This window comes from Sporosarcina sp. FSL K6-6792, from assembly GCF_038004885.1.
Taxonomy (GTDB): domain Bacteria; phylum Bacillota; class Bacilli; order Bacillales_A; family Planococcaceae; genus Sporosarcina; species Sporosarcina psychrophila.
On the sequence record NZ_JBBOSA010000001.1, the window covers coordinates 698,063 to 710,775 of the forward strand.

The following is a 12,713-nucleotide window of genomic DNA, read 5'->3' on the forward strand; positions in this document are numbered from 1 at the left end:
TTTTCTTTTAATCATAAAACCAAACATACATTCGAAAGGGGTATTTTATGGCTCGTGTAAAAATGACTAAGACCAAGATAGATAGTGTTTATTGGTACAAGCAAGGGAATGCCAAAAAGTTCGCTTATCGATATAAATATTACGATCAACACGATGTGCGACGCGAAAAGAGTAAACAAGGGTTTGATTCAATCGAAAAGGCTGAGCGTTCATTGATTGAGGTTAAAGCTACCATATTAGATGGTAATATGAGTTTTGTTGAAAACGATAATTTAACCGTTCATCAATTAAATGAAATCTACATCGATGCGAGTGTTACGAACTGGAAGCCAACTACAGAAAGAGGTCACACGTACACAATGGAAAAGTATGTGCTGGATGCTATTGGCCGCCGTAAGATTAAAAACGTAAATAATATTGTCTTACAAAAAGATTTGATAGATCCGTTGATAAAAAGAGGACTTAAGGAAGGCACGCTTATATCGATTTACAGACGTCTGAACGCTATTTTTATGTTCGCAATTAAAAATGAAATATTAGATAGAAAAAGGTTTTCTACCCCAAATTTAAAAGGTGCAACCGAAGGAGTTAAACGGAATGCGCTGACTGTAAATCAAGTAACGAAAATATTAGAGGTTGCGCGAACCCGATATAAGATCACTCATTACACTGCGTTAAGTTTATTATTTTTAACTGGAATGCGCGTTGGTGAACTAAGAGCTTTACAATGGGAGAACGACATAGACTTCGAAAGTAAAATAATCACCATTCGCGAAACTAGGGATCGCTTCGGAGCGAGGAGTCCAAAAACCAAAAATAGTTACCGAGAGTTTCCCATGAGTGAAAATATTAATAATCTTTTACTCGCATACAAAGAGTGGCATGAGCAGTCTATGGCGTCTTACCAGTTCCGGAACCCTCTTGGCTATGTATTCATCACTTACGCAGGAGAACCCCTCGGAGAACGGTACATGAAGCGTGTAATCGACTTGATATGCGAAAAAGAAAAAATTACCCACTTCACACCCCATTATTTTAGGCATACATTCGTTACGATCCAGTTATCAAATAACATACCAATTTCTACTGTTGCTGCGCTCGTAGGAGATACCCCCGAAACGATTTATAAAACATACGCTCACTCGTTTGAAAAAGATGAAATTCAAGCATCTAATTTAATGGATGAAATCGTCACTTTGAATTCTTTTGAAAAAGATAAAGAGTGAAATTGGGGTACAATTTGGGGTACGTGGTTTTTTGCTCATTTATCATGAACAAAATCACTTGATGGATGTGTATCGCTGAAACTCTACAAACGTTGATATATCAATGTTTACAAAAGAAAAAACACTCATTTTTTAGACGAGTGTTTCAACATTTTTAGGATAACCATTTCGGTGGTGTGTCTTTTGCCCAATAGATATCACCGATTGAATAATGAGCTGTAAATTCATCAGCGGCAATATGATAGTGGAAATTGTAGTAGTAGCCGTCTTTTGGCCTTTTTTCAGTACGTACGTGGAAACGGATAAGATCTTTTCTGTCTTCTAGGTCATATACATTGAAAATTTTCTCTGAGTAGTCTCCGGCAGGTTTTTCACTGATAGCAAGTCGGCGTTTATGTACGTCTCCTGAACTTGCAAGTGTCGATTGGATGGCTTCCTCAATTTCCGGGAAAATAACACTGTCAAACTCATCGGCGATTACCGGGCCGACTTTTGTTCCAAATTTCATGTATGATAGCTTCTTCGCAGACGTGATAAATAAATCTTCTATTGAATCCGAATTATCTTCTAAACTATCATCGACTAACGAGTCTTCTAATCCAATCGAATAATCATTACTTCGTGATGGTCCTACTGCGTGCTTCGAAACATCTTTGTCTTGCAAGTTTGTCCAAATTTCATGATTCGGTGAAATCGCACCGAATGTCAATAATGCTACGGCAACAATGAGCGTTTTTTGTAACCACTTTTTCATAACATCTCACCTGCAATTGTTTTTATTTTTGTTTACAATAGTTTATTTGACGAAAAAGTATTGAAAAGGTTTCTTCTTTCTTATTTTCATTGTACAATAAAAATGAAGATAATTGTATGTTTTTTTGAAGGAGGGTATCACTGATGGATGTGAATCTGTTTATCGGTATCGGAATGCTGGCATTGCTTGTGTATCTAAGCTCATTGAATTTCACCCACTAATATCAATAAACGCCGTCACCCTCTATTTTGAGGAGGACGGCGTTTTTCATTTTTCGATAAAAGCGAAATGAAACTTCGTATTCGGTCTGATTTTTCGCTGCATATTGAATTGCTCGAATACAGGTGAATCAAACCGGTCTTTCACAACAACACGTCGTTTACATACACGAAGTGCTTGCTTGATCCAGTCATCTGTCAGCACACTATGTACCCCAGCTTGACGCAGCGGCGTAAAATTAGACGATTCCGTAATAGGTGCATGAAACATCGGATCCATATAGACAATATCCCACGATGAATCAGCTTGATGGCTCAAAAACTCAATCGCTTCCGACTGGACGACCTCAATTCGAGTCATGGCCTGAACTAGTTGCTCCGACTCAGATGGGAACGAGCGCAGTCCTCGTCTGGTTATGAACGCGACAGCTGGGTCTGCTTCGACGCCCAACACTTTGCCGCCTTCACCTGTAACGAAAGAAGCAATGATACTGTCGGAGCCAAGCCCAAGTGTACAATCGAGAAACAAATCATCTTCTTGTAATTGAGCTATCTCAATTAACGGGTCCATTTCCCCATTCAATAACCTTTTCAATCTGAACGCAGCAGAATTGGGATGAAAGAAAAATGGTTCATCCATTCCAATACGATACAAATCATAGCGGTTTTTTCCCGCTACAATAACATCCGAACTGTGCGTGTTTTGTATTCGGGAAACCGCTTGCTTTTTACGTTCGACAATAGGATAGCCTAGAGTTTCAGACGCTTCTAGTGCTAGCTGTAGCGATTGATCATCAGGCCTGCCAGCGGTCGTGATGACTGTACTCATTATTTACAAACTTGATCGAGTACTTCCGATAGATGGTCTTTAATTTGCCCCATCTCAAAATTCTCAATTTGTTCCCTTGGAATAAAGTACGCAAGTGCCCCATCTTTCCAAAGCGCGATAGAAGGTGAGCTAGGCGGTACTTCTGGGAAATAATCCCGCATCATAGCTGTCGCTTCTTTATCTTGTCCTGCAAATACTGTGAATAAGTGATTTGGTTTATGTTCAGCTTCCTGTAATGCTTCTCTCACCGCCGGACGCGCAAGACCTGCAGCACATCCACAAACCGAGTTGATAACGACAAGCGCTGTCCCCTCAAGTGTCTTCATTGTTTCTTCAACAGCCTCAGCCGTCGTCAGTTCCGTAAATCCATTTTGTGCAAGTTCTTCACGCATCGGTTTAACGATGCCCTTCATATAATCATCGTAAGCGTTCATATTTAATAATCCCCTTTCAATCTATTTAAATAGTGCTTGTTGTTAATGGTTTTTCCATCTTTCATATTACCTTGTCCTACGTATTTTTTCACTAAATAGCGACTATATAGCTAACTTAATTTCAACTTTTCGATTAGTTTGAGGATTGTAATGAAAATTCTACCCCAAAAACTAAACATTATTTTACATACCTAATTATTCATTTTCGGGAGAACATACGTCGTAAGAGGTGATTTTATGGCAAAGTTATTTCATATCCTTGTTATTTTATGCTTGATTTTTCCATCCAATATTTATTCGGAAACAAATACTTCAAATGTAAAAGTAGCGTTTATTAGGGATGGCTATTTGTGGGTGAAAATTGATGATAAAGAAGAAGTACTGACTGTCGAAAAAGCAACATACCCTTATCCTCCACTATGGTCTTTCGATGGGAACTTGCTTCTTTATCAAAAAGAAGTCGAGGTATTAGTAAATGAACATAAACAGACCTCAAATCAATTGTGGGTATATGATATGAAAACAAAAAAGCACAGTAAAATCTTTTATGATGGACGATATCCAAAATGGTCTCCAACTGAAAATATTGTTGCTTTTAGTGATGGTGGCGTATTGAATGTATCGGATTTTAAAAAATTCTATACTATTGCTTTAGGAGTAAACGATTACGAATGGCAGCCTGATGGGAAGGGTTTTATTGCCTCCTCTAGTGCTTCTCTTCGGCCGGATGGATGGATGGACCAATCCTGTCCTGTATACGATTTCTATAGCGAATGATTATCAAAACATCGGAAATTTAACGAAAAACGCGACAGAATTCTTCGTGATTCCAAAAGAAGTAGTGAAAGACGACGTGAAAGTTCCTTCGATAAACGCGGAATCATTTGCTTATTCTTCAGATAAACAATGGATATCCTTCTTTGTGACTCCAACAGCTTCATGGGCAATGGACAGTGATATACTATGTGTGATTTCTGTAGACGGAAAAGAATTTGAAGTATTAGATGAAGTTATCTGGGCATTCACTCCAAAATGGGCATATAGCGAAAACTTACTCGGTTATATTGCCGGCGGCGGAAGAATTGTTTTTGGTTTTAAAAATAAAAATCTAAAGGTAACGGAAATTCCCACTTATCATTCTATAAACCTAACGCAAAAAAACTATGCGGAGATGGATTTTTCATGGGTTAATGATAGTTCGCTTATTGTTTCAAGGGTAAAGGAAAGTGAGTGGTCAAATGACGCTGAGAAACGCCCTAAAGCTTCCTTATACTTTTTAACGCTAGCTGGTCAAAAACAACTAAAAATAACGACACCACCAAAAAATAAAGGTGATTATAAGCCCGAATATTTACCTTCAATCGATAAAATAACTTGGTTACGAAAAAGCGATTTCGTTTCTGCTAAAGGTGATTTATGGGTGGCTGATATTGATGGTGGCAATGCAAATTTATGGATACGTGATATAGGGTTGTACACCTTTTTCCCCTCGGAGTAATCTGATGAAAATTAAAACAAACCATCTTCCCTTATTAGGAAAAGATGGCTTGTTTCGTTTTACACCATAAAATTAGGATCTTTCAAGAACCCTTGGCGAACGACAGCCCTTTGGTGGCAAGAGTATCACTGATAAGATCCATGGCTTTTGGACCCGTACCATGTAAATAGCTTCCCTGAGGTTTAGCGAACTGTTCATGCCGCAAGTAACCGGTACCTGAAAGCGCTCGTGTTGCCGGTTTTGATAATCCGTTTGGCAAATCCCTTTCGATGGCATTATCGTTGTGCGGCACAATAATTTCCCCCTTATTCGATGAAGATGAAATAGTAACAGCTATTATTTTCTAAGCTCGCTCTTTATGCTATTTCAAACTCACCATAATCGCTATTGCAGCTGATGGTTCTTATTTCACACTCCTCAAAATAAATGACACGCACTTACTTACCATCTACCAAAAGGCCACGCTCAATCGCTACATACAAGAGCCCAATTGCATCCGAGTCCGTCAATGTTCCCTTCAATAACTTTTCATGCCAAGTTGCTGATAACGGGCCATCAGGCATCTTTTCAAGTCGTTTTAAAACGGCGCTTGTCGAATTGATAAGTGATTGCGATGATGGTGTATACAACTTATTTGTTCCTTCCTTTGGTGAAAGTATCTGATTCCCTACGGAAGCAGTTAGCAGTTGCAATTTAAAGTATATAGCCAATCCTTCTGCGATTGCCTCACCTTGGGCTTGCAAATAGTGATCATCCCGTAACTTTAGTATGTCAACTGTTGAATCCATAAAGCCTCCCTCACTTAAGAATGCTGGCATAGAAGATTCCCGAAGAACGTGAAAGTTGGCACGCTTCATACCACGATCACTCAACCCCATGGCCATAACAATCCTAGGATGAATAGCACCAGCAATTTCCTTTGATTTTGGATTCGCTGTTGGGTTGTCCATTGTATATGTTTCAATACCGCTATGGCTGCCCCACTTATCCGTTAGGGTATTATGATGGATAGAAGCATATACATCGGCTTGCCATTCGTTCGCTAGAGTTGTGCGTTTAGCAAGCGGAACATCTGTCTGACCGGTCGGATCATCCACACGTAGAATTTCCACATTTTTGTATGTCTTTAGTTTAGCAATAGCGTATTTGGCTACTTTATTGTTAAACGACCACTCCCGTTCGTCATCCGGTGAACGTTTACCTGGTGTATTGAATCCGTGCCCAGCATCGATTACGATTTTAACCATTTTGTGACACCTCCTTTTTGTGCCCTATTAAAAAGTATTTGTTTTTTTAAATTGCCACAGCAATCCAAAGATACTTTTCTATCTATACTATTCACAAAGCATTTTTGAATGGCGGCACTTGTCCGATTTTAAACAAATATGTAGAGGACATGCCAAAACTTAACGTTTTCAGATGTCTCAATTATATTGAACAAATGAATAATTATATAAACAAAGCGAAGGCGCTTTTCAAAAAGTAGCCGGAGCCCTAAGACCCGCGATATCCCCTTGTACCGGAACTAGACTTCTTTATTTCAACAAATATATTTAGTTGATTCTCAAGACTTTTTGAGTTTAGTTTTGTTAAACGGCAATCCTAATTGTTTCCTATAAAAATTGAAATTCAGTTCGACGTGGTGCAATAAACGCTTATTTTTATCAAATAACTTTAAACTGTCTTCGTAGTGTCCCCATCTGATTTCCTTTTTAATGGACCAAATAATCGAATCTAAATCAGGATCAACTAGCTCATAGTTTCTTTTAATAACCTCTTCAATTTCAAAAAAAGACTCTTTTGTAATCCCGTCATATCCGTCGCCTGGCACAATTGCCGCTACTAGTAACTTTAGTACAGGTGTGTAAACATTTTTCAAGATTTCTGTTTTATATTTAACCGCTTCGTTTCGAATCTCTTTCATTAGTTGGAAATGATAGTTAAAAAAACTTGTGATGATGATTGTAATTGAAGAACTGACTAACGCGATGATGACTTCTTTCACTGCCTTCTCTCCTCTATTTAGCCGATATAGTCATTATATTCAGGTCACGAAAGACAGTGTCTACATTATCAGACAATAAAAAGCAGCCACCTACTCAAATGAGTAAGTGGCTGCTTTTAACTCTGTTAGTTTTGTTCGACTTTTTCTCTTGAAAGTCCGAAATACGCGAGGACTGCAATTAAACTTGAAGCGAAGATAATGGCTCCCATCGGAATTGCGGTTTCTTCCCCTGCTATTCCGACAAGTGGTGCCGTAATTGCGCCTAAAATGAATGGCAGTAAACCAAGTAATGCGGATGCACTACCCGCAATATGCCCTTGCTTTTCCATTGCGAGTGAAAAGGATGATGTCGAAATAACACCAATCGAAGCGACGAAAAAGAAGATAGGCACAACGATTGTGAAAAGTGGACCATTCATTAACACGGCTATCAATAGCAATGTACCTGAAGTGATAGAGATGAATAAACCCGATTCTAAAAATCGTTTTTCTGAGACCAAACCCGTTAAGCGTCCTACTACCTGGGTCCCGATGATTAGTCCAAATCCGTTCATACCGAATAATATGCTGAATGTCTGTGGTGAGACTCCGTATATATTTTGATAAACAAACGGTGTCCCAGCGACATATGCAAAAATGCCGGCCATGATGAAACCTTGTGCAAGTGCATACCCCATGAACTGTCTGTTTTTTAACAGAGACAGAAAGTTTTTTAATGTATGAGATAGATTACTTGGTACGCGCATTTCTTCTGGCAATGTTTCATCCATTCTCCATAGAACAATGACAAATAGTAAAAAGCCGATTGCGCTTAAAACCGCAAATACACCAGTCCACTCTGTAAACGCAAGGATGCCTCCTCCAAGAACTGGTGCGAGGATTGGCGCCAAGTTATTAATTAGCATGAGTAAAGCGAAAAACTTCGTCAATTCTCGTCCGCTATATAAATCTCTGACGACAGCCCTTGAAATGACGATACCCGCAGCAGCAGCAAAGCCTTGCAAGAAACGTGCTGCAATGAAGAACCCGATATTCGGGGAAAATACACATAAAACTGAAGCGACAAAATAGACAATAAGTGCAATAAGTAACGGCTTTTTCCGTCCATGGACATCACTCATTGGGCCGAGAATAAGTTGACCTAACCCGATACCTAGTAGGCAGGCGGTTAGGCTTACCTGTACATAGGTAGCCGTAGTGCCAAAAGCACTTACGATTGTCGGGAATGAGGGTAGATACATATCGATTGTTAACGGACCCATCGCTGCTAGTGTTCCGAGAAGTAATGCAAATCGTATTCGTTTATTACCTTTAAGTGGTCCCATGATTACTAACGACCTTTCTATAATTTAAAAACTTCCTATGTATGTGATGAAATCTCTAAAGAAGAATCACAAGTATCCTACTATATCACCAAAATGCCATACATTAAAGAAGGATGATTTAGTTTCAAACCATCCCCCCTACTTTATCAATGAAATCAGCATTATTTAAGGAATTCTTTATAAGCGATAACCTTTAATGCTAGAATTTCTTCATCCGTTAACTTTCCTTCAATATCTTTTAACAACTCTTGTATTTCCTCATTCGACATTCCCTTTTGGGCGTTGGATTGAATAGCTTGGAGTTCACTAAATCCAATTTTTTTGATTAATACCCTTGTTGCCTGCTCTTTTGTTGTGAAAGGAAGATTACTACTTTCAACATTTGAACCTTCTTCAATGAAACGCATTAATTCAGGGTCATTTGCTACCATTTGTTTAATTTCGTTTAACTGTCCGCTATTTTCTAATTCAGCAGTTACAACGTTCATTACTTTGTCGGATGCAATATTAGTTCCAACATAATAGATTCCATACCCAGCTCCACCGATAATTAATACGATGAGGAGAAGGATCTTCAACAGTTTCATATGTCTTCCTCCCATTTTCAATAGATTAGGAAACTATAAAATCTCATTCCGTGGATAAGCTGCAACATGGAGATTTCATGTCTAGACTCCAGCGTTTTTGTTCTTTAGAAAAAACGTTAGCAGAATGTAATTTTTCACATCCACTAACGTTTTACATATTGATAAATGTAGTCGTTACATTACTCTTTTGAAGCCGTACGCGCCTCTGTCATTTGCTTCCAAACAGAACCTTTAGCATCTTCACCTTCAGCAATTCGTGCTATGGCCATCCGAATTTGGAGTTTCACTTCAAACTCTAGATCATTTTCAGCCTCTTTCAAAGCAGGCAACGCCTTGTCAGTTCCTGTATCATATAAAAACATAGCCGCACGCCAACGAACCAGTTTGTTTTTATCATTCAATGTTTCGATTGCCGCCTGTTCGAACCCTTCAAATCCAAGGTCGCTCATGCAGTCTCCAGCCGTTCGACGCACTGCCCAACTTTTATCTTTAAGCGCTTTTTCTACATATGGAATGACAGCGTCGTCTTCAATCATACCAAGATAGACCGTTGCAAGGCGTCTGATTGACATCTTTTCATCGTCCAGTGCTCGTTCGAGAAGTGGTGCATCCGACATGTCGGGGTCAGGGATTTGATCCAGCAGTTGGAATCTAGTCTCCCATTGATCCACTGAGAACTCCTCCAGTGAAATTTTTCTTCCGCGCTGGATATTTTCACTTTGTCCTTCATTTGCCATACGGATAATCGCTAGCAAACGTTCTTCTGGATACGCCGCCTCTATTTCTTGGATCACCGTTTCACCAATTTCAGCTTTTTCTCCGTAACGGATTCCGTAATCTGCCCATTTACGCAATAATATATAGTTTTCCACTTCACGTCCATGAACCTTTTCCATAGCTTGCACAAAACGTTCACTTAGTCCAAAACGTTCCTCAGATTCGCTATCGAATACTTTCACTTGAAGGGGAATATCTTTGTAGGTCTGAACGTGTACGTATACTTCTCCGTAGTTGTCGTCAATCTCTTCCATAGATTCAGTCTGATCACTTTTCTCTTCATTGAAAACAGCCTGAACGTCTGCAAGAATTGATTCCCATGCGACATTACCAATTCGCTCGACCGCCATGAAGTTCATGACATGATAGATTCCTTTTACGCCATGAATGTTCAATAATGCTGAAGCTGGATAGGATGCTGTTTCTGCATCACTTTTTTTATAATTATGACTCGTCCCTTTTGGTAACTCTGTGTCGAGCACGATTTTCATGGAATTGGGACTTGGTGTTGGTTCGATTGTTACGATTTTCATTTGTATTTGCCCCTTTCGTTAGGATTTATTCAATTCTTGTAAAAAAGACCAACGTTCAATGAGTGTTTCATATTTGCCGTTCAATTCGTCAAGTGTTGCCGTCAGTTCTCTTAGCTTATCGTAATCGGAGCCAGTGGATGCCATTTCTGCCTCCGTAGCTTCGATTGACTTCTCTACATTTTCAATAGCTGATTCAATTGTTTCGTACTCTTTCTTTTCAGCGTACGACATTTTCTTTTTGGCTTCCTGCTGAACCGGTATCTCTACCTCAACGATTGGCTCATGTGCCACTTTTTCTTTAGGTACATAGGTTTCAAGGAAGTCAGAATAGATACCAAACCATGTGTCGACATCCCCTGATCCATCCATTACCCATAGCTTTGTTGATGTTCGATCTAGGAAGAATCGATCATGTGAAATGGTGATGACAACGCCTGGGAATGTATCGATGAACGTTTCCAGTACTGAAAGAGTCTCAAGATCGAGGTCATTTGTCGGTTCATCCAAGAGCATGACGTTCGGTTGTTCCATTAACAGTTTCAACAAATAGAGTCTTTTTCGTTCGCCACCTGATAATTTACCGATGGGTGTCCCGTGTGCTTGTGTGGGGAATAAAAACCGTTCTAGCATTTGCGAAGCTGAAATTCGTACTCCATCAGCACCCTCAATATCATTTGACGTATCACGAATGTATTCGATAATTCGCTTTTTCTCATCCATAATTGGCGTGTGTTGTTGGAAATGAGCAATTTTCACTGTCGTTCCTTTGTCGATGATTCCACTGTCCGGTTGACTTTCTCCAGAAAACATATTCAATAACGTCGTTTTCCCTGCCCCGTTAGGTCCGACAACAGCGATACGATCACCTGATTGAAGGATACTAGAGAAATTATCAATGATTTTTCTTCCGCCGAACGACTTCGAGATGCCGACCGCTTCAATCACTTTCTTACCAAGACGTGTCGACTTAAGCGCGACTTCCATTTCTCCACCCGTATCTTCTTTTTTGACTTTCTCCGATAGGTCATCGAAGCGGTCAATTCGTGCTTTTTGTTTTGTCGATCTCGCTTTCGCACCTCGTCTAATCCATTTCAGTTCTGAACGGTAGCGATTTCGGAGTTTATCGTCCGTCGATGCAGCCATCTCCGCACGAATGGCTTTCGATTCAAGATAATTCCCGTAGTTACCTGTATGTGCATATAACGTTTTATCTGCAAGTTCATAAATATTGGTGGATAACTCGTCCAAAAAGTAGCGGTCATGGGTAACAAAGATGACAGCTCCTTGTTCATTTTTCAAGTAATCTGACAGCCACATAATTGAATCGACGTCGAGATGGTTTGTCGGTTCATCGAGTAACAAGAGATCGGCAGGCTCAATCAATACTTTTGCAAGTGTTACCCGTTTTTTCTGTCCGCCTGAAAGCTCGCCCATCTTCTTATCGAACGTTTCAATACCAAGTTTCGACAAAATCGTCCGTGCTTTTGAGTTTATATCCCAACCAGATAGATCGTCCATCTCGATTTGAAACTTTGAATATTGTTCCTGGTTTAGTGTAGATTCTGGATCTGCCGAAAGTGCTTGAAGTGCGTACTCATATTCTAAGTTGACCTTGATAATCGGTGCGTCACTCTTGAACACCGTTTCCATCACTGTAAGGTCCGGGTCAATTTCTGGCTCTTGTGGTAAATAAACAATGCGGTATCTATTCGGATGTTCGGCCGAAATCGAATCAGCTTGTTCGACTCCTGCAATGATTGACAATAACGTCGATTTGCCTGTTCCATTGATTCCGAGTAGGCCTACTTTTTCTCCGCTTATGACCGTAAACGCTATATTTTTAAACAATGTTTTCTCCCCAACAGTCTTCGTGAGGTTTTCGATTATCAATTGACTCATAACAACACTTCCATTTCTAATATGTACCTCATCCTATCATAGCCGATTTACCTTGCTTTTTAAAAGAGTATTGTACTATCGCATGCATCTTATTAGTTGAAAAATGCATGTTACCCGAGAAGTATTGTTCCAAATTCCACAAAATGGTACGATTCTATCCATAAGATTTCCGCGAAAGGATGTGATGATCATTCGTTTGACAGTTAATGAATCCAATACCTATAACGAGGTTGAAATCACTATCAACTGTCCACAAATTGACAATGAACTTGAACGATTAATCAAACAGATTAACCAACTACATATAACCTTAACTGGAACAAAAGATGGGCGGACATATTCCCTTCTCGTCGATAACGTGTATTATATTGAATCGATTGATAACCGCTCGTTTCTTTACAATGAAAAAGATATCTACGAAAGTGACTTGAAGCTATACGAGATTGAGAAGTTGCTAGCAAGCACACATTTCATCCGCATTAGTAAAAATTTAATTGTCAATACAGCTCTAATTGACAGTGTGCGAGCCTTATTTAATGGGAAGTTTGAAGCGTCTTTGATGAACGGTGAAAAAGTTATCGTCAATAGACATTACGTCAAATCTTTCAAAGAAAAATTTTTAACGTGA

General features: G+C 39.4%; 14 protein-coding genes. 4 read left to right on the top strand and 10 right to left on the bottom strand.

Annotated elements, in window-relative coordinates; translation table 11 throughout:
- The first annotated feature begins 47 nt into the window (after window positions 1–47).
- Entirely contained in the window at window positions 48–1,226 is a 1,179-nt protein-coding gene (locus MKZ26_RS03520; protein ID WP_340764447.1) for a tyrosine-type recombinase/integrase, read from the top strand.
- 154 nt (window positions 1,227–1,380) lie between these two features.
- Here MKZ26_RS03520 and MKZ26_RS03525 read toward each other — a convergent pair whose 3' ends face one another.
- The 3 genes from MKZ26_RS03525 to MKZ26_RS03535 form a co-directional block, all read right to left on the bottom strand.
- Complete coding sequence (locus MKZ26_RS03525) at window positions 1,381–1,980, bottom strand: YpjP family protein (RefSeq protein WP_340764450.1); 600 nt, start codon at window positions 1,978–1,980, stop codon at window positions 1,381–1,383.
- 267 nt (window positions 1,981–2,247) lie between these two features.
- On the bottom strand, window positions 2,248–3,027 hold the full coding sequence (locus MKZ26_RS03530) for a class I SAM-dependent methyltransferase (RefSeq protein ID WP_340764451.1): 780 nt from the start codon (window positions 3,025–3,027) through the stop codon (window positions 2,248–2,250).
- Window positions 3,027–3,461, bottom strand: a complete 435-nt coding sequence (locus MKZ26_RS03535; protein WP_340764452.1) for a BrxA/BrxB family bacilliredoxin — start codon at window positions 3,459–3,461, stop codon at window positions 3,027–3,029. The genes MKZ26_RS03530 and MKZ26_RS03535 overlap by 1 nt, the downstream gene beginning before the upstream one ends.
- A 237-nt stretch (window positions 3,462–3,698) precedes the next feature.
- Here MKZ26_RS03535 and MKZ26_RS03540 point away from each other — a divergent pair, with 237 nt between their 5' ends.
- The gene (locus MKZ26_RS03540; RefSeq protein WP_340764454.1) at window positions 3,699–4,238 is read left to right on the top strand and encodes a hypothetical protein; all 540 of its coding nucleotides are present in this window, start codon (window positions 3,699–3,701) and stop codon (window positions 4,236–4,238) included.
- Between the two features lie 46 nt (window positions 4,239–4,284).
- A complete protein-coding gene (locus MKZ26_RS03545) occupies window positions 4,285–4,959 on the top strand; it encodes a hypothetical protein (protein WP_340764455.1) in 675 nt (224 codons plus the stop codon).
- An 82-nt stretch (window positions 4,960–5,041) separates the two neighbouring features.
- Here the strand turns inward: MKZ26_RS03545 and MKZ26_RS03550 are convergent, their stop codons facing one another.
- The 7 genes from MKZ26_RS03550 to MKZ26_RS03580 form a co-directional block, all read right to left on the bottom strand.
- Complete coding sequence (locus MKZ26_RS03550; protein WP_338652411.1) at window positions 5,042–5,251, bottom strand: DNA-binding protein; 210 nt, start codon at window positions 5,249–5,251, stop codon at window positions 5,042–5,044.
- A gap of 145 nt (window positions 5,252–5,396) precedes the next feature.
- Window positions 5,397–6,206, bottom strand: coding sequence for an N-acetylmuramoyl-L-alanine amidase family protein (locus MKZ26_RS03555; protein ID WP_340764456.1), 810 nt, complete (start codon window positions 6,204–6,206; stop codon window positions 5,397–5,399).
- Window positions 6,207–6,523: 317 nt separating this feature from the next.
- Window positions 6,524–6,964: a hypothetical protein gene (locus MKZ26_RS03560; protein WP_338652414.1), complete on the bottom strand. Its 441-nt coding sequence runs from the start codon at window positions 6,962–6,964 to the stop codon at window positions 6,524–6,526.
- 125 nt (window positions 6,965–7,089) lie between these two features.
- Window positions 7,090–8,289 carry a Bcr/CflA family multidrug efflux MFS transporter gene (locus MKZ26_RS03565; protein WP_340764457.1) on the bottom strand — a complete coding sequence of 400 codons (1,200 nt, stop codon included), beginning with the start codon at window positions 8,287–8,289 and terminating at the stop codon, window positions 7,090–7,092.
- Between the two features lie 161 nt (window positions 8,290–8,450).
- The gene (locus MKZ26_RS03570; protein WP_340764459.1) at window positions 8,451–8,876 is read right to left on the bottom strand and encodes a hypothetical protein; all 426 of its coding nucleotides are present in this window, start codon (window positions 8,874–8,876) and stop codon (window positions 8,451–8,453) included.
- Window positions 8,877–9,055: 179 nt separating this feature from the next.
- A complete protein-coding gene (locus MKZ26_RS03575) occupies window positions 9,056–10,186 on the bottom strand; it encodes a conserved virulence factor C family protein (protein ID WP_340764461.1) in 1,131 nt (376 codons plus the stop codon).
- An 18-nt stretch (window positions 10,187–10,204) separates the two neighbouring features.
- Window positions 10,205–12,085: an ABC-F family ATP-binding cassette domain-containing protein gene (locus tag MKZ26_RS03580; protein ID WP_340764463.1), complete on the bottom strand. Its 1,881-nt coding sequence runs from the start codon at window positions 12,083–12,085 to the stop codon at window positions 10,205–10,207.
- A gap of 184 nt (window positions 12,086–12,269) precedes the next feature.
- Between MKZ26_RS03580 and MKZ26_RS03585 the strand changes: the two genes are divergently transcribed.
- On the top strand, window positions 12,270–12,713 hold the full coding sequence (locus tag MKZ26_RS03585) for a LytTR family DNA-binding domain-containing protein (protein WP_340764465.1): 444 nt from the start codon (window positions 12,270–12,272) through the stop codon (window positions 12,711–12,713).

Excerpts from the sequence above, each read along its gene's own strand:
- MKZ26_RS03520 (WP_340764447.1), top strand. The coding sequence starts at position 48 with ATGGCTCGTGTAAAAATGACTAAGACCAAGATAGATAGTGTTTATTGG.
- MKZ26_RS03525 (WP_340764450.1), bottom strand. The coding sequence starts at position 1,980 with ATGAAAAAGTGGTTACAAAAAACGCTCATTGTTGCCGTAGCATTATTG.
- MKZ26_RS03530 (WP_340764451.1), bottom strand. The coding sequence starts at position 3,027 with ATGAGTACAGTCATCACGACCGCTGGCAGGCCTGATGATCAATCGCTA.
- MKZ26_RS03535 (WP_340764452.1), bottom strand. The coding sequence starts at position 3,461 with ATGAACGCTTACGATGATTATATGAAGGGCATCGTTAAACCGATGCGT.
- MKZ26_RS03540 (WP_340764454.1), top strand. The coding sequence starts at position 3,699 with ATGGCAAAGTTATTTCATATCCTTGTTATTTTATGCTTGATTTTTCCA.
- MKZ26_RS03555 (WP_340764456.1), bottom strand. The coding sequence starts at position 6,206 with ATGGTTAAAATCGTAATCGATGCTGGGCACGGATTCAATACACCAGGT.
- MKZ26_RS03565 (WP_340764457.1), bottom strand. The coding sequence starts at position 8,289 with ATGGGACCACTTAAAGGTAATAAACGAATACGATTTGCATTACTTCTC.
- MKZ26_RS03570 (WP_340764459.1), bottom strand. The coding sequence starts at position 8,876 with ATGAAACTGTTGAAGATCCTTCTCCTCATCGTATTAATTATCGGTGGA.
- MKZ26_RS03575 (WP_340764461.1), bottom strand. The coding sequence starts at position 10,186 with ATGAAAATCGTAACAATCGAACCAACACCAAGTCCCAATTCCATGAAA.
- MKZ26_RS03580 (WP_340764463.1), bottom strand. The coding sequence starts at position 12,085 with ATGAGTCAATTGATAATCGAAAACCTCACGAAGACTGTTGGGGAGAAA.
- MKZ26_RS03585 (WP_340764465.1), top strand. The coding sequence starts at position 12,270 with ATGATCATTCGTTTGACAGTTAATGAATCCAATACCTATAACGAGGTT.